The organism is Bradyrhizobium sp. sGM-13, assembly GCF_018398875.1.
Lineage (GTDB): Bacteria > Pseudomonadota > Alphaproteobacteria > Rhizobiales > Xanthobacteraceae > Bradyrhizobium.
Genome location: NZ_JAGWDK010000001.1, coordinates 224,432 through 239,773 on the forward strand (window position 1 = coordinate 224,432; position 15,342 = coordinate 239,773).

The following is a 15,342-nucleotide window of genomic DNA, read 5'->3' on the forward strand; positions in this document are numbered from 1 at the left end:
TGCGCCCGCTGGAAGACATCCTCACGACCGTAGCACCCTCCCCGCCACGGCATCGAGCTTGGCGAGCAATTCTTCATCGCGCGCTTCCGGCGCCGTGATTAGGGCGGTGTCAAGCGCCTTGTCCGAGCCGATCGGGCACGGCTCATGCTCGCGCGGGAAATCCCGGGCGAGACGCGCAACCAGCGCCTTGGCTTTGCCGGCATTCGAGTTCAGCACGCGAATAATGTCCTGCACGGTGACCGCCTCATGATGAGGATGCCAGCAATCGTAATCGGTGACCATCGCCACGCTGGCGTAACAGATCTCGGCCTCGCGGGCGAGTTTTGCCTCGGGCATGTTGGTCATGCCAATCACCGAATGACCCTGCGCCTTGTAGGACTGGCTCTCCGCGAGGCTGGAGAACTGCGGCCCTTCCATGCAGACATAGGTACCGCCCCGCACCGCCGCGATCCCCTCAGCCTCGGCCGCTGCCGCCAGATGCACGTGCAGCCGCGGCGACACCGGATGGGCCATCGAGACATGGGCGACGCAACCCTTGCCGAAGAACGAGCTTTCACGGCGGTAGGTGCGGTCGACGAACTGATCGACCAGCACAAACGTGCCGGGCGGCAGTTCCTCCTTGAAGGAGCCGCAGGCCGACAGCGAAATCAGGTCGGTAACCCCTGCCCGTTTCAGCACGTCGATATTGGCGCGGTAGTTGATGTCGGAGGGCGAGAGCACATGCCCCTTGCCATGGCGCGGCAGGAACGCGACCGGCAGCCCGGCGATGATGCCGCGCATCAGCGGCGCGGACGGCTCGCCCCACGGGCTGTTGATGGTTTCCTCGCGGACATCCTCCAGCCCCGGCAGGTCGTAGACGCCGGATCCGCCGATAATGCCAAGCACGGCACGCGTCATGACTTCTCCCACTTACGATTACACGGAAGATGTTCGACTATACTGCGCCGCAATAATCAAGCATTGTCGCACGGTTGCAAGGGGCCTCAAAATGCCGACGAGGAACGACCGAGAAAAACGCCAATCCATCATCGACGCCTGCCTGCGCATGACTGCACTCGGCATCAACCAGGGGACGTCGGGCAATATCAGCCTGCGCCATGGCGATGGCATGCTGATCACCCCGACCAGCACGCCCTACGAGGCGATGAAGCCCGAGCAGATCGTCTACATGCACCTCGACGGCAACCACGATCCCGCCCAGCGGCCATCGAGCGAGTGGCGGTTTCACCGCGACATCCTCAAGGCCCGCCCGGAGGTGCAGGCGATCGTGCATGCCCATCCGCCCTACTCGACCATGCTGGCGATCATGGGCATGGAGATTCCGCCGGTGCACTACATGGTGGCCGTCGCCGGTGGCGATACCATCCGCTGCGCGCCATATGCGACCTTCGGCACCCAGGAGCTCTCCGAACACGCGGTCCGCGCGCTGGAGGGACGGCTGGCCTGCCTGCTCGAACATCACGGCATGATCGCGATCGGGCCTTCACTGGCAAAGGCGATGTGGCTTGCAGTCGAGGTCGAAACGCTGGCGCGGCAATATCACGGCTGCCTGCAGATCGGCACGCCGCCATTGCTGTCAAGTGCGGAAATCGAAAAGGTCCGCCTCCGCATGGCCGGATACGGCCACGCGGAGGAGTAAGCGCGTTACTTCGCGACGAAGCCCGCTTCTTTCATCAGCGAGGCATTCAGCTTGTCGTCCTCTTCGAGGAATTTCAGCATGTCCTTGCCGGTGAGGAAGATCGGCTTGAGCGCCTGCTTCTCCATGTAGTCCTTGTATTCCGGCGTCTGCGTCACCTTCTGGAACAGATCGACATAGAACGCCTGCTGCTCCGGCGTCACCTTGCCGGGCAGGAACATCGCGCGCAGCATCAGGTACTGCACGTCGAGCCCTTCCTCCTTGCAGGTCGGGACGTCGTTCCAGGATTGCGTCTCCGTGACCTTGGTTTTGTAGGAAATGCGCTCCTTGTCGAACACGCACAGCGCGCGGACCTGTCCGGCGCGCCAGACTTCGAGGTTTTCAGACGGGTTGTTGACATTGGCTTCGGTGTGCTTGCCGACAAGCTGCGTCGCCGCCTCGCCGCCGGACTTGTACGGCAGATAGGAGAACTTCGCGCCGGTCTTCTGCTCCATGAAAACCGTCAACACATGGTCCTCGCGCTTGGAGCCGGTGCCGCCCATCTTGAACGGCGAGCTCGCGGCCTTGGCGGCCGCGATAAAGTCCTTCACCGTCTTGGGGCCGTCGGCATTGTCCCACAGCACGAACTGGTCGAGCGCGACCACCGACACCGGCGTCAGGTCACGCCAGTTGAACGGGATCTTGGCCGACAGCGGCAGCATGTAGATCAGGGAATAGGCGACCAGCACCTTGTTGGGATCGCCTTCGCTGGATTTCATGTACATCAGCGCCTCGGCGCCGGACGCCCCGCCCTTGAGCGACACAACCATCGGCTGCTTCATCAAATTGTTCTTTTGGATCGCCGCCTGCATCATCCGCGCCATCTGGTCGGAGGCGCCGCCGGCGCCGGCCGCGACCACGATCTCTACCGGCTTGGTCGGCTCCCAAGCGGCAAACGCGGGGGTGGTTGCGATCAGGGCCGTTAAGGCGGCCGCAGCTTTGAGGATCTGTCCCACGAGTTTCTTCCCCATGTATTTGCAAGACCTGGAAAATCAGATCTGTCTGGTTGCCCCATCTTGCGAGCGAACCGATCAGAGTTCAAGCTGCACCGCAATGTGCCGCCCATGACCTTGGCATCAGGTTGCAAATCCTTCCTGTGCCTCAGCTACCAACAGCCGAATCCAATCTCGCCGCTTTTCCATTGTGCGGCGGCGAGCGGGCCCGTTTAATGCACGCTACAAGAAACAGGAGGAGGAGAGACTGAATGAGAAGGATTTTGGTGACTGCCCTCATGGGTGCGGCGCTGACCCTCGCGGGGTGCGGACGGGATCCAGGACCGAAAGGGGATACCGGCCCACAGGGACCGGCCGGGCCACAGGGCGTACAGGGCTTGCAAGGCGTGCCCGGCCCTCAAGGGCAACAGGGTCCCCAAGGGCCACAGGGACCGCAGGGTGTGCCCGGTCCGAAAGGCGATCCCGGACCGGCTGGCACTTCCATCAGGTCGGTTCAGGCCAGCGGCGAGGTCGGCTGCGATGCCAATGAAAACCTGGTGTCGGTGTTCTGTCCGTCCGGTGGTGCCCCCGATGGCGCCAAATGCGGCACCGGTCCGGCCGTTGGTCTTTGCCTCAAGAAGTAGCCGTTCTGCTGCGCTACGATCCGACGAATGATGGTCGGCGAAAAAACATGAAAGCGTTCGCGATTGGTTTTCTCCTGGCTTGTCTTGCCACCGCCGCGGACGCCGGCTCCTCAATAATTGGTGCGGGCTCTCAAACCTGCACGGCTTGGACCAACCGCAAGAAGAATGCGGTCGTTAAAGGAAGCTTTGAATCCTGGCTGGTTGGATTTATCAGCGGCCTGAACATCAGCGGCGAGCGCGACATGGTGGGTGGCGGCGACTTCGACGCCATCATCGCATGGATGGACCAACGTTGCCTCACCACGCCTTCGGACAGGATAGGTATCGCGGCGCTCGACCTCGGTATGGAATTGGCCAAAAAGGCCGCCAAACCATAGTGCGCGGTTCTGAACGCTTGGGTACCTTATTTTCCCTTCCAGTTCGGCGAGCGCTTGTTGAGGAACGCGTCCATTCCCTCGCGGAAGTCCTCGCTCATATAGGCGCGCAGGATCAGGTCCTCGCCCTCGTCACGCGTCAATGTCCGCCGGATGCGGCGCACCGCTTCCTTGGTGACTTCGAGCGTGATTGGCGCATGGCTCGCAACGAGTTTCGCAGTCTCGTCGGCGCGGCGCTGCAACGTTGCGACATCGGGCACCACCTCATTGAGCAGCCCGAGCGCCAGCGCTTCCGGCGCCTCGACCAGCCGCGCCTTGAAGATCAGGTCCTTGGTGCGCGCCGGACCGACCAGCGAAACGAGCCTGGAGATATTGGACATCGACAGGCAATTGCCGAGCGTACGCGCGATCGGAAAACCCATCCGCGTTGTCTCGGTACCGATGCGGATGTCACAGCACGCCGCAATCCCGGCCCCGCCGCCAGTGCAGGCGCCGGCAATCGCCGCGATCGTCGGCACCCGGCAGGCCTCCAGCGCACCGAGCACGCGGTCGATCCGCGCCTCATAGTCGAGCGCGTCCTGTGCAGTCTTGAAGGCGCGGAACTGCGAAATGTCGGTGCCCGATGCGAACGCCTTGTCGCCGGCGCCGGTCAAGATCATCGCCTTGATCGAGCGATCATTGTTGATGGTCTCGCAGATCGCCGCCATCTGCTCGTACATGGCAAAGGTCAGCGCGTTGCGCGCCTGCGGACGGTTGAACGTCAGCCGGGCGATGCCGTCCTCGACGGAATAGATCAGGTCTTCGGTCGAAGCTACCGGAGCGTTCATCGCAGCTCTCTCTATTTTGTTTCGGTCAAACAGGCTCAGGCGACAGCGGCCTTCGGCATCGCCACGACGTCGCGTCCCTTGAGCACTTCCATCGCCGCCAGCACGCCACCGCCGCGATGCGGCACCTTGGCGAGATCGAGACCCATCTCGACACCCGACAGCGTGCCCATCAGCATCAGATCGTTGAAATGTCCGATATGGCCGATCCGGAACGCCTTGCCCTTGATCTTGTTCAGGCCGGTGCCGAGCGACATGTCGAAGTTTTCCAGCACGACCTTGCGGAAGTTGTCGGCGTCATGGCCTTCCGGCATGACGACGCCGGTCAACGCGGGCGAATGCGCGCCCTGCTCCTGACATTGCGTTTCCAGCCCCCACACCTTGATGGCCGCGCGCGTCGCAGCGCTGTGGCGTTTGTGGCGGGCGAAGACGTTCTCAAGCCCTTCCTCCTCGAGCATCTTGACCGCTTCGCGCAACCCGAACAGCAGGTTCGTTGCCGGCGTGTAGGGCCAAGTGCCCGCCTTGTTGATCGCGATGACTTCCTGCCAGTCCCAATAAGACCGCATCGCGGGATTGGCCTTCGCCACTGCGAGCGCCTTTTCCGAGATGGCGTTGAAGCCGAGACCCGGCGGCAGCATCAGGCCCTTTTGCGATCCGGCGACCGAGACATCGATGCCCCAGGCGTCGTGCTCATATTCCAGCGATCCCAGACCAGAGATGGTGTCGACCATCAAGAGCGCGGGATGGTTGACGCGGTTGAGAATCTTGCGGACGTCCTGCGGATGGGTGACGCAGCCGGTCGAAGTCTCGTTGTGGACCACGCACACGGCCTTGATCTTGTGCGCCTTGTCGGCCGACAGCCGCGCCTCGATCTGCTCAAGGTCGGCGCCATGGCGCCAGTCACCGGGAATGAAATCCACTTCGAGTTTGAATTTGTCGGCGATACCGTGCCACAGCACGGCAAACTGCCCGGTCTCCGCCATCAGCACCTTGTCGCCCGGCTGCAGCGTATTGACGAGTGCCGCCTCCCATGCGCCGGTGCCGGACGACGGATAGATGATTACCGGCTGCTTGGTGCGAAACACCCGCTGCATGGCCGCCAGCACGGCATAACCAACCTCGGCGAACTCGGGCCCCCGGTGGTCCATGGTCGGCATGTCCATGGCGCGCAGCACCCGGTCCGGCACGTTGGTCGGCCCCGGGATCTGCAGAAAATGCCTTCCAGTATGCACAGTCATGGGCGTCCTTCCCGGTATTGCCTTGGCGTTTCGAGCCGCTCGAATATCACCCTTTGGCGGGCTTGTCGCCCGCCGGACGCAGCACGTCAATGCGCAAGGAGCAGGGCTGGAGCGGCATCGCCGGCAGGCGCGAGCTGCTGGCTAGCTGCCGACCACCTTGAGATGCGCCGGGAAATTGCCTTGCGGGCGCTCTTCCAGATACTTCATCGCGGCATCGACACCGCCGGCCCGGTACGGAATGCCGGCGACTGATAATCCCATCTCCACGCCCGTCAGCGCAGCGAGCAAGGTCAGCTCGTTGCATTCGCCGAGATGACCAATGCGGAATACCTTGCCGGCCACCTTCGACAGACCGGAGCCGAGCGACATGTTGAAGTTGTCGAGCACCACCTTGCGGAACTGGTCCGCGTCATGCCCCGGCGGCATCAGCACGGCGGTAAGCACCGGCGAAAAGTCCTTTGGCTCCTGGCAAAGCACCTCCAGTCCCCAATGATTGACGGCGGCACGCGTAGCAGCGGCGAGCCGCTGATGGCGAGCGAAGACCTTGTCGAGCCCCTCCTCAAGCAACATCGCAATGGCCTCGCGCAGGCCGTAGAGCAGGTTGGTCGCCGGGGTATAGGGAAAGAAGCCATTCGCATTCGGCTTCAGCATTTCCTCCCAATCCCAATACGACCGCGGCATTTTGTTGGTCTTGGCTGCAGCGCGGGCTTTGTCCGAGATTGCGTTGAAGCCCAAACCGGGCGGCAACATGAATCCTTTCTGCGAGCAGCTCACGCTGACGTCGACCTTCCATTCATCGTGCCGGTACTCGACCGATCCCAGCGAAGAGATGGTGTCGACCATCAGCAAGGCCGGATGACCGACCCGGTCCATCGCGGCGCGGATTTCGCCGATCCGGCTGGTCGCACCGGTCGACGTTTCGTTGTGGACGACCATCACGGCCTTGAGCGCATGCGATGTGTCGCGCGCCAGCCTTTCCTCGATGACTGCCGGGTCGGCGCCACGGCGCCAGTCGCCGGGCAAGAAGTCGACGTCAATTCCCCAGCGTCCCGCCATCTGGCGCCACAGGGTCGCGAAATGGCCGGTCTCCACCATCAGAACCTTGTCGCCAGGCGACAGCGTGTTGACGATGGCGGCCTCCCAGGCCCCTGTCCCCGACGACGGGAAGATCACCACCGGTCCCGAGGTCTGGAAAATCTTCTGGCTGCCGCCGAGCACGGCCCGCCCGAGTTCGGCGAACTGGGCGCTGCGGTGGTCGATCACGGGCATGTCCATCGCGCGAAGAACGCGGTCCGGAATCGGACTAGGCCCTGGAATCTGAAGAAAATGCCGTCCTTGCTGCATGAAAACCTCCCACCAGGCCGCATCTTGATAACACCGCGACCAATTTTGCATTCATTTTTTATCTTTTCAATGCTAATTTGGCATTCGATCTGAAACGTCGACGCCGCAGACTTGGCAAACTACGCTCATGCAAATGAAATCCACGATTCCCGAAGCTGGGGCGCCGATCGCCCAAACCGCACCCGGCAACGGCACAGACCGGCAGGAAGCGTCGCTGCACGGGGAAATTTTGCTGCGCCTTCGCGACTATGTCGTTGAGGGCAACATTCCGGAAGGTGCGCGGGTTCCGGAACGGAAGCTTTGCGAAATGCTCGGCATTTCAAGAACGCCGCTGCGCGAGGCGCTGAAAGTTCTGGCCGCAGAGGGCCTGATCGAACTCCTGCCCAACCGGGGCGCGCGGATACGCCAGCTTAGCCAGCGCGACCTGGAGGAGCTTTTCGACGTGATGGCCGGTCTGGAAAGCCTGGCCGGGCGCCTTGCCTGCGAAGCCATCACCGACGAGGAAATCGCGGAAATCGAGCGGTTGCACTACAAAATGTACGGCCATTACTTGCACCGCGACATGCACGGCTATTTTCAGATCAACCAGCGCATCCACGAGAGCATCGTCGCCGCTGCGCGCAACGAGACCCTGCGCGCGGCCTACGCCAACTTCGCCGGCCGGATTCGCCGTATCCGATACTCCGCCAACTTCGCCCGCAAGCGGCAGCGCTGGGCTGAGGCCATGCGCGAGCACGAAGCGATCCTGGATGCGTTGCGTCGCCGGGCCGGGAGCGAGCTGAGCGACATCCTGTTCGAGCATTTGCGCAACAAACGGACCGCCGCTATCGAGCACTTGGCTGAAGCACGGGAGGCCACCGCAGCCATGGCCGCCGGGGGCTAGCCTTGCCGATTATGAATTCATAAGCTAGTTCATCCGACGAAAAAGTGCATGACCGTGTCGAAGGGGTGACCCCCTTTTGGATCACTTTGGATTTGGGATGAAGAACGCCTCAACACTCGAGCGACGCTTGCGGTCAAACATGGCGGGCGACGTTCTGTTCGACGCGTTCAACCGCGGCCGCTACGCGACTGACGCCTCCTTCTATCAAATCCTGCCGCTCGGCGTGGTGGTGCCCCGGACCATGGACGAGGCGTTGCGGGCGGTCGCCATCGCGAGGGATGAGGGCCGGATCGTCACCCCGCGCGGCGGCGGGACGTCGCAGTGCGGCCAGACCGTTAACGAGGGAATCGTAGTCGACTTTTCGAAGCACCTGAACCGCCTGCTCTCCCTCGATGTCGAAAACCGCATTTGTGTGGTCGAGCCCGGCATCGTGCTCGATGATCTCAACCGCCAGCTCAAGAAGCACGGGCTGTGGTTTCCGGTCGACGTCTCGACCGCCTCCCGCGCCACCATCGGCGGGATGGCCGGCAACAATTCTTGCGGCGGCCGTTCGCTGCGTTACGGCACCATGCGCGACAATACGCTGTCGATAGATGCGGCGCTGGCCGACGGCACCCTTTTGCATTTCGGCGAGGTGCCGCGGGATCTCGCGCGGGTGAATTCGCCCCAGAGCGGGCTTGCGCTGTTCCGCGACATGCTCGATCTCGGCGAGCGCGAGGCCGCCGAGATATCCGAGCGGTTTCCAAAGGTGCAGCGCCGCGTCGGCGGCTACAATCTCGATGCGCTGGTGCCGCGCAACGCGCCCAACAATATGGCGCACCTGTTGGTCGGCTCCGAGGGCACGCTTGCCTTCACGACGCAGGTCGAGCTCAAGCTGTGGCCTGTCATTCGCAACAAGGTGCTGGGCGTCTGCCATTTCGGCAGCTTCTACGAGGCGATGGATGCCGCCCAGCATCTGGTGAAGCTGCGGCCGATTGCGGTGGAACTGGTTGATCGCACCATGATTGCGCTCGGCCGCGAGATCGCGATGTTCCAGCCGATCATCGCCACGGCCGTGCGCGGCGATCCCGATGCGGTGCTGGTCGTCGAATTCGCCGAGGAAGATCAGGCCGAGAATTTACATCGGCTGAAGCAACTCGGCGAACTGATGGCCGATCTCGGCTTCGGCTGGGACAGGCCACAACGCAAATGGGGCGGCGTGGTCGAGATCACGGAGCCAGGCTTGCAGACCGGCATCGCCGATTTCCGCGCCGCCGGCCTCAACGTGATGATGTCGATGAAGCAGGAGGGCAAGCCGGTCTCTTTCGTCGAGGATTGCGCCGTGCCACTGCCCCACCTCGCCGACTACACCGAGCGGCTCAATGCCATCTTCGCCAAGCACAGCACGCGCGGCACCATGTATGCGCACGCCTCCGAAGGCTGCCTGCATGTACGGCCCGTCCTTAATCTGAAGCTTGAGAAGGACGTCAAGGCGATGCGCGCCATTGCCGAAGAGACGTTCGAGATGGTGCGCGAGTACAAGGGCTCGCACTCCGGCGAGCATGGCGACGGACTGGTTCGCTCCGAATTTCATGAAGCGATGTTCGGCTCGCGCATTGTTGCTGATTTCAGGGAGGTCAAGCAGCGCTTCGACCCGGACAATTTGCTTAATCCCGGCAAGATCGTCGATCCGCCGAAGATGGACGACCGTTCGCTGTTCCGTTATCGGCCGGACTATCGCGTTGCCGAACTGAAGACCGCGCTCGACTGGTCGGCTTATCCCGGCGCCGGCGGCGGCTTTCAGGGCGCAGTCGAGATGTGCAACAACAACGGCGCCTGCCGGAAGCTCGAAGGCGGCGTGATGTGCCCGTCCTATCGCGCGACCCGCAACGAGAGGGACGTCACGCGTGGCCGCGCCAATACGCTGCGACTGGCGATCTCGGGACAGTTGGGTCCTGACGCGCTGGCTTCAGATGAAATGATGGAGACGCTGAAACTCTGCGTGTCCTGCAAGGCCTGCCGTCATGAATGCCCGACCGGCGTCGACATGGCCAAGATGAAGATCGAGGTGCTGGCCGCGCGCGCGGAGAAACATGGCCTTTCCCTGCGCGACCGGCTGGTCGGCTATCTGCCGCGCTATGCGGATCTCGCCTCCCGCTTTGCCCCGCTGGCCAACTGGCGCAACAGCAGTCCACTGTTGCGTGCCCTGTTCGAGAAGTTTGCCGGCATCAGCGCGAAGCGCGCCCTGCCCGCATTCCGCCGCGACGGATTCAAGCCGGAAGCCGAGTTCTTCGGCCCGGCAGATGGCCGCGAGGTCGTGCTGTTCGCCGACACGTTTAATCGTGTTTACGAGCGGGAGAATCTCGACGCCGCGCTACGCGTTCTGGTCGAAGCCGGATACCGGGTTCACCTGCCGAGCCCGACAGATCGCGTCCGGCCGCTGTGCTGCGGGCGGACCTTCCTTTCGGCGGGTCTGGTCGATCAGGCGCGCGGCGAATTGAACCGGCTGGTGGCCACCTATGCGCCATTCGCTGCACGCGGCTTGCCAATCGTCGGACTGGAGCCGAGCTGCCTGCTAACGCTGCGCGACGAGCTGCTGTCGCTACGCTCGGACGATGCCGCCAAGAGCGTCAGCGCGCACGCATTGCTGTTCGAGGAATTTCTGGTTCGCGAGGCCGAAGCCGGCCGCCTCAAGCTGCCGCTTCGCGCCATGCCGACGAAAGCGTTGGTACATGGGCACTGCCATCAAAAATCATTCGGCGCCTTCAAGCCTGTCGAGAAGGTGCTGCGTCTCATTCCCGAGCTCGGTGTCGAAACCATCGAGTCGAGCTGCTGCGGCATGGCTGGCGCCTTCGGCTACGGCGCCGATACCTATCAGGCCTCGATGGATATGGCTGAGCTGTCCCTACTACCGGCGGTGCGCCGCGCCGATACCGCCACGCTGATCGTTGCCGACGGCACGTCATGCCGCCATCAGATCAAGGATGGCACGAACCGTGCACCGCTTCACGTCGCCCGCGTACTGGCGATGAGCCTCGACAGCGCGCAATCCAACCGTTAATCCTGCCTAATCGCAAAGGAATTCATTTATGGCTGAACTCACTCTCGACGTCGCCCGCAAGATTCTCGATGCCGCGCTTGCCAAGGGCGTCGAGAAGAAGCTGAAGCCGCTGGTCATCACCATTCTGGACGCCCGCGGCTGCGTGAAGGTCACTGCCGCCCAGGACGGCACCAGCCTGATGCGGGCCGAGATTGCGCACGGCAAGGCCTATGGCGCGCTCGCAATGGGCATGGGATCGCGGGCGTTGTTCCAGCGCGCCCAAGAGCAGGCTTACTTCGTCGGAGCCGTGAATGCGCTGGCACAAGGGCGCCTGGTGCCAGTGCCGGGCGGCGTGCTGATCATGGACGGCACGACGTTGCTCGGCGCGGTCGGCGTCAGCGGCGACACCTCCGACAATGACGAGACTTGCGCGATCGCCGGCATCGAGGCCGTCGGACTTAAGGCAAATGCGGGATAACCGTCGGCGTCGTCAATTGATCTCATTTAGCTGACGCCTCACGCGTTGCGAGAACGCTAGATCACCGCAATCGAATCGGCATCTGCTTCCGCCGCACCGTTGCGGATTTCGATCGCAAAAGACGATCCGCACCGGTCATGGGAACTCGGCTTAGCGAGCGAGCGCGGAGTGTCCTCCGCGCCGGCGAAAGTCGACCGACACATCTGATGTTACAACGAATGCAGATCCCTGTTTAGCGCCAATATCGATTTCAAGAACTGCGCTAAGTTGTGCCCCGGAAACAAATAGCCTTTTATGCCAGCAGCCTGCGCTGCTTCGAGATCGGTGGGCTTGTCGCCTATCAGAATGCTGCGACTGACGTCCACCGGAAAGCGCTCCACGAGATCCTGGATCATTCCTGGTGCAGGCTTGCGTCGCGGACTTACTCGACGATATCGCTCTATCGCTGCCTCGGGATGATAAGGGCAGTATTCGAATGCATCTATGTGCGCACCGATCTTGGCCAGGTCATTTTCCATCCACTTGTGCAACGCTTCTACGTGAGTTTCCTCGTAAAGACCTCTAGCTACTCCTGACTGGTTAGTAATCACGAACACAAAATATCCAGCACCATTAGCAACTTTGACCGCTTCGCGCGCGCCCTCAATCCATTTCAGTTGACTAATCTCGAAAACATAGCCGTGGTCCTCATTGAGCACTCCATCTCGATCAAAGAAAATCGCTGGTCTTTTCATTTCATCGCCTAAGAAAGCAGGAAAGGATTTTGATGACGATCGCTGGTGCATTTGTTGATGTTCGAGGAACCCGCTCGGGAATGAAATTTCAAAGCACGATGTCGTTGGAACGGCGAGGTATAATTTCCCATGTCCCCTGACGGTCTCAGCCTCCATTCCTGGAGCGGTCGAAGGCGTCAGCTTGCCTTCGCGGACTTACAACCGAGCTATTTGCCGGGCCACGCAGGCTTTCGCTTCTCGCTGAAAGCCCTCAGCCCTTCCTTGGCGTCTTCCGTCATCGCCAGTAGCGCGATCTGGCTTTCGGTATAGGCGATGCTTTCGTCGAACGACATCGAGGCGATGGCGCGCATCGCATATTTGCCGCGGCGGATCGCCGTAGGCGACTTGTCGACGATGCGGCTGACTAACCAGTCGATCTTGGCGTCGAGCTCGGCCGCTGGCACCACGTAGTTCAGGAGCCCGGCAGCCTGTGCTGCGTGCGCGTCGAACGGCTCACCGGTCAGTGACCACTCGCTGACCAGCCGCTTCGGCGCGATCGACTGCAGCAGGCTCAGCACCTGCATCGGGAACACGCCCACCTTCACCTCGGGCAAACCGAAGATGACGTGATCGGCGGCGACCGCCATGTCGGTCATGCACAACAGCCCCATGCCGCCGGCCATGCAGACGCCCCCGACACGGGCGATTGCGGGCTTGATGGCGTTTTGCGACAGCCGCAGCAGATCGGCGTAGTCGACATTCGGTCGCGAATAGTCCATCGCGAAGGCAGCACCGCTGTTCTGCAGATCGGCGCCGGCGCAAAACGCCTTGTCGCCTGCCCCCGTCAGCACGATTACGCGGACGTCCTTGTCGTCATGCGCGTCGCGATAGCCGCGGGCGATGCCGGCGACCACATCGGCATTGATGGCGTTGCGCTTGTCCGGGCGGTTGATGGTGATCCAGAACGCCTGCCCGCGCTTTTCGTAGATTACGCTTTTGTGGTCGGTCATTGTCCCGCTCGCCTTTTCGTCAAATGCTGGCAACGCATTTGCGGCAGGATGACGGTGGACTGCAAGAGCGATCTAACTCTTGCGCCCACTGGCTGAGGTCGCCTTTTTCACCCAGACCTTGTTGTCATGGAACGCCGCGCCGCCGACTGGCGCGACGGCTTCGGCTCCGGTCAGCATGTTGATGCCGCGGCCGCCGATATGGGCCTTGTTGGGATGAATGGATTCCGCGACCAGCACGCCACGGCGCAGGCCGTCGAATAGCCGCGCGGTCAACGTCGTTTCGCCGCGCGTGTTGCCAAGCATGACGGCATCGCCGTCAGCAATCCCGAGTGACGCCGCATCTTCGGGATGGATCATGACGGTCGGACTGCCCTCGCGCGCGATCGACGACGGGGTTTCGTTGAAGCTGGTATTGAGGAAACTGCGCGACGGACTGGTGGCGAGCCGGAACGGATGCGCCTCATCCGCTTCCTCGATGACCGTCCAGTGGTCCGGCAGCGACGGCATCTGCTCCCACGGACCGAGGCCAGGCTTACCGGACGGAGGATTCGCCCAATCGGCCTTGAAGTGGAACTTCTTGTCCTGGTGCGCAAAACCGTCGAGATAATGCGAGGTTCGAAAATCCGGCTGGATATCGCGCCACAGATCCGCTTCCAACGCCTCGATGTCGCCGTGACCGCTCTTCTTCAGCGTCGCATCGATCAGTTCGCGCGGCGTCATCTCAAATCCGGGATGCACGGCATTGAGGCGGCGGCCGAGGCCTTGCAGCACCTCATGGTTGGAACGGCACTCGCCGGGCGGATCGATCAGCTTCGCGCCCACCGAAATATGCTGGTGGCCGCCGCCGTAATAGAGGTCATCATGTTCCATGAACATGGTGGCTGGAAGCACGATGTCGGCCATGACCGCCGTCTCGGTCATGAACTGCTCATGCACCGCGACAAACAGGTCATCGCGCGCAAAGCCCCGGCGCACCAGCGCCTGTTCGGGGGCGACCGTCACGGGATTGGTGTTCTGAATCAGCATTGCCTTGACGGGACTGCCGCCTTTCAAGGCGTCGGCATCGCCGGTCAGGATGCGTCCGATTTTTGATTGATCGAGCCAACGGGTCGTCTGATCGATCGCGTCGTGGCCCTCGATGATCGACTCATCGAAATTCCAGATCCCCGCATTGTTGAAGAATGCGCCGCCGCCTTCGTATTGCCAGGCACCCGTCACCGCCGGGATGCACAGCGCCGCATGCATCTGAGCCGCGCCGTTGCGGCTGCGGGTGAAGCCATAGCCAAGGCGGAAGAACGCACGCTTGGTCTGGCCGACCCGGCGCGCAAACGCCTCGATCTCCTCGACCGGTACGCCCGAGATGTTCGAAGCCCATTCCGGCGTGCGCGTCGCCAGATGCGCCTCGAGTTCGTCGGGGCAGTCAGTATAACGATCCATATAGGCGCGATCCGCGTAACCTTCGCGGAACAGCACGTGCATGACGCCGCAGGCGAAAGCGCCGTCGGTGCCGGGCCGGAGCAATATCTTGATGTCGGCCTGCTTCATGGTGTCGTTGTTGTAGACGTCGATCGCCGCGATTTTCGCGCCGCGCTCCTTGCGGGCGCGCGAGGCATGCGTCATCACGTTGACCTGCGTATTCACCGGATTGGTGCCCCAGATCACGACAAGATCGGAGACGCCCATCTCGCGCGGATCGACGCCGGCGATCTTGCCGGTGCCGATGGCGAAGCCGACACGCGCGATGTTGGCGCAGATCGTCGAGTAAAAGCGCGAATATTTCTTTACATGCGCCAGGCGATTGATGCCGTCGCGCATGACGAGCCCCATGGTACCGGCATAGTAATAGGGCCAGACCGACTCAGCACCGAATTCACGCTCGGCCCGATCGAACCGCGCCGCGATTTCGTCCAGCGCCTCATCCCAGGAAATCCGCGCAAACTGACCGGAGCCCTTCGGTCCGGTGCGGCGCATCGGGTACAGCAGCCGCTCGGGATGATGAATGCGCTCGGCGTAGCGCGCCACCTTGGCGCAGACCACGCCGGCCGTATACGTCTGCTGCTTGGAACCGCGTACCCGCCCGATCGAACGCCCGTCGATCACCTCGATGTCGAGTGCGCAGGCCGACGGACAATCGTGCGGACAGGTGGAGTGGCGGATATCGACCTTGGCATGCTGGTTCATGCGATTCTAAGTAACATTAAACGCCGC

14 protein-coding genes are annotated in these 15,342 nt (G+C 62.2%); 6 read left to right on the top strand and 8 right to left on the bottom strand.

Annotation, left to right across the window (positions count from 1 at the left end; genetic code table 11):
* Positions 1-21 precede the first annotated feature (21 nt).
* Positions 22-897, bottom strand: coding sequence for an S-methyl-5'-thioadenosine phosphorylase (locus KJQ96_RS01045; RefSeq protein ID WP_213284852.1), 876 nt, complete (start codon positions 895-897; stop codon positions 22-24).
* A gap of 91 nt (positions 898-988) precedes the next feature.
* Here KJQ96_RS01045 and KJQ96_RS01050 point away from each other — a divergent pair, with 91 nt between their 5' ends.
* On the top strand, positions 989-1,639 hold the full coding sequence (locus KJQ96_RS01050; RefSeq protein ID WP_213284853.1) for a class II aldolase/adducin family protein: 651 nt from the start codon (positions 989-991) through the stop codon (positions 1,637-1,639).
* Between the two features lie 5 nt (positions 1,640-1,644).
* Here the strand turns inward: KJQ96_RS01050 and KJQ96_RS01055 are convergent, their stop codons facing one another.
* Positions 1,645-2,646 carry a Bug family tripartite tricarboxylate transporter substrate binding protein gene (locus KJQ96_RS01055; RefSeq protein ID WP_375293128.1) on the bottom strand — a complete coding sequence of 334 codons (1,002 nt, stop codon included), beginning with the start codon at positions 2,644-2,646 and terminating at the stop codon, positions 1,645-1,647.
* A 233-nt stretch (positions 2,647-2,879) separates the two neighbouring features.
* Here KJQ96_RS01055 and KJQ96_RS01060 point away from each other — a divergent pair, with 233 nt between their 5' ends.
* Both KJQ96_RS01060 and KJQ96_RS01065 read left to right on the top strand, forming a co-directional pair.
* A complete protein-coding gene (locus KJQ96_RS01060; RefSeq protein WP_213284855.1) occupies positions 2,880-3,251 on the top strand; it encodes a hypothetical protein in 372 nt (123 codons plus the stop codon).
* Between the two features lie 47 nt (positions 3,252-3,298).
* Positions 3,299-3,628, top strand: coding sequence for a hypothetical protein (locus KJQ96_RS01065; protein ID WP_213284856.1), 330 nt, complete (start codon positions 3,299-3,301; stop codon positions 3,626-3,628).
* Positions 3,629-3,654: 26 nt separating this feature from the next.
* On the opposite strand, the gene KJQ96_RS01070 is transcribed toward KJQ96_RS01065, so the two are convergent.
* From KJQ96_RS01070 to KJQ96_RS01080, 3 genes are all read right to left on the bottom strand, one after another.
* Positions 3,655-4,452: an enoyl-CoA hydratase/isomerase family protein gene (locus KJQ96_RS01070; RefSeq protein ID WP_057844561.1), complete on the bottom strand. Its 798-nt coding sequence runs from the start codon at positions 4,450-4,452 to the stop codon at positions 3,655-3,657.
* Between the two features lie 35 nt (positions 4,453-4,487).
* On the bottom strand, positions 4,488-5,687 hold the full coding sequence (locus KJQ96_RS01075; protein ID WP_213284857.1) for an alanine--glyoxylate aminotransferase family protein: 1,200 nt from the start codon (positions 5,685-5,687) through the stop codon (positions 4,488-4,490).
* A 141-nt stretch (positions 5,688-5,828) separates the two neighbouring features.
* On the bottom strand, positions 5,829-7,031 hold the full coding sequence (locus KJQ96_RS01080; protein ID WP_213284858.1) for an alanine--glyoxylate aminotransferase family protein: 1,203 nt from the start codon (positions 7,029-7,031) through the stop codon (positions 5,829-5,831).
* Between the two features lie 133 nt (positions 7,032-7,164).
* On the opposite strand from KJQ96_RS01080, the gene KJQ96_RS01085 reads away from it, so the two are divergent.
* The 3 genes from KJQ96_RS01085 to KJQ96_RS01095 all read left to right on the top strand — a co-directional run bounded on the left by KJQ96_RS01085 (position 7,165) and on the right by KJQ96_RS01095 (position 11,411).
* Positions 7,165-7,914 carry a GntR family transcriptional regulator gene (locus KJQ96_RS01085; RefSeq protein ID WP_213284859.1) on the top strand — a complete coding sequence of 250 codons (750 nt, stop codon included), beginning with the start codon at positions 7,165-7,167 and terminating at the stop codon, positions 7,912-7,914.
* Positions 7,915-8,011: 97 nt separating this feature from the next.
* Positions 8,012-10,954: an FAD-binding and (Fe-S)-binding domain-containing protein gene (locus tag KJQ96_RS01090; RefSeq protein WP_213284860.1), complete on the top strand. Its 2,943-nt coding sequence runs from the start codon at positions 8,012-8,014 to the stop codon at positions 10,952-10,954.
* A 28-nt stretch (positions 10,955-10,982) separates the two neighbouring features.
* Entirely contained in the window at positions 10,983-11,411 is a 429-nt protein-coding gene (locus tag KJQ96_RS01095; RefSeq protein WP_213284861.1) for a heme-binding protein, read from the top strand.
* A 209-nt stretch (positions 11,412-11,620) separates the two neighbouring features.
* On the opposite strand, the gene KJQ96_RS01100 is transcribed toward KJQ96_RS01095, so the two are convergent.
* The 3 genes from KJQ96_RS01100 to KJQ96_RS01110 all read right to left on the bottom strand — a co-directional run bounded on the left by KJQ96_RS01100 (position 11,621) and on the right by KJQ96_RS01110 (position 15,315).
* Complete coding sequence (locus tag KJQ96_RS01100) at positions 11,621-12,301, bottom strand: HAD-IIIA family hydrolase (RefSeq protein WP_249733574.1); 681 nt, start codon at positions 12,299-12,301, stop codon at positions 11,621-11,623.
* Between the two features lie 50 nt (positions 12,302-12,351).
* The gene (locus tag KJQ96_RS01105) at positions 12,352-13,134 is read right to left on the bottom strand and encodes an enoyl-CoA hydratase/isomerase family protein (protein WP_213284862.1); all 783 of its coding nucleotides are present in this window, start codon (positions 13,132-13,134) and stop codon (positions 12,352-12,354) included.
* A 72-nt stretch (positions 13,135-13,206) separates the two neighbouring features.
* Positions 13,207-15,315: a molybdopterin oxidoreductase family protein gene (locus tag KJQ96_RS01110; RefSeq protein WP_213284863.1), complete on the bottom strand. Its 2,109-nt coding sequence runs from the start codon at positions 15,313-15,315 to the stop codon at positions 13,207-13,209.
* Between the last annotated feature and the right edge of the window lie 27 nt (positions 15,316-15,342).

Bases quoted from the DNA above. Each gene is read 5' to 3' on its own strand.
- KJQ96_RS01090 (WP_213284860.1), top strand. From the start codon at position 8,012: ATGAAGAACGCCTCAACACTCGAGCGACGCTTGCGGTCAAACATGGCG.
- KJQ96_RS01045 (WP_213284852.1), bottom strand. From the start codon at position 897: ATGACGCGTGCCGTGCTTGGCATTATCGGCGGATCCGGCGTCTACGAC.
- KJQ96_RS01070 (WP_057844561.1), bottom strand. From the start codon at position 4,452: ATGAACGCTCCGGTAGCTTCGACCGAAGACCTGATCTATTCCGTCGAG.
- KJQ96_RS01065 (WP_213284856.1), top strand. From the start codon at position 3,299: ATGAAAGCGTTCGCGATTGGTTTTCTCCTGGCTTGTCTTGCCACCGCC.
- KJQ96_RS01050 (WP_213284853.1), top strand. From the start codon at position 989: ATGCCGACGAGGAACGACCGAGAAAAACGCCAATCCATCATCGACGCC.
- KJQ96_RS01075 (WP_213284857.1), bottom strand. From the start codon at position 5,687: ATGACTGTGCATACTGGAAGGCATTTTCTGCAGATCCCGGGGCCGACC.
- KJQ96_RS01060 (WP_213284855.1), top strand. From the start codon at position 2,880: ATGAGAAGGATTTTGGTGACTGCCCTCATGGGTGCGGCGCTGACCCTC.
- KJQ96_RS01105 (WP_213284862.1), bottom strand. From the start codon at position 13,134: ATGACCGACCACAAAAGCGTAATCTACGAAAAGCGCGGGCAGGCGTTC.
- KJQ96_RS01055 (WP_375293128.1), bottom strand. From the start codon at position 2,646: ATGGGGAAGAAACTCGTGGGACAGATCCTCAAAGCTGCGGCCGCCTTA.
- KJQ96_RS01110 (WP_213284863.1), bottom strand. From the start codon at position 15,315: ATGAACCAGCATGCCAAGGTCGATATCCGCCACTCCACCTGTCCGCAC.
- KJQ96_RS01095 (WP_213284861.1), top strand. From the start codon at position 10,983: ATGGCTGAACTCACTCTCGACGTCGCCCGCAAGATTCTCGATGCCGCG.
- KJQ96_RS01080 (WP_213284858.1), bottom strand. From the start codon at position 7,031: ATGCAGCAAGGACGGCATTTTCTTCAGATTCCAGGGCCTAGTCCGATT.
- KJQ96_RS01085 (WP_213284859.1), top strand. From the start codon at position 7,165: ATGAAATCCACGATTCCCGAAGCTGGGGCGCCGATCGCCCAAACCGCA.
- KJQ96_RS01100 (WP_249733574.1), bottom strand. From the start codon at position 12,301: ATGGAGGCTGAGACCGTCAGGGGACATGGGAAATTATACCTCGCCGTT.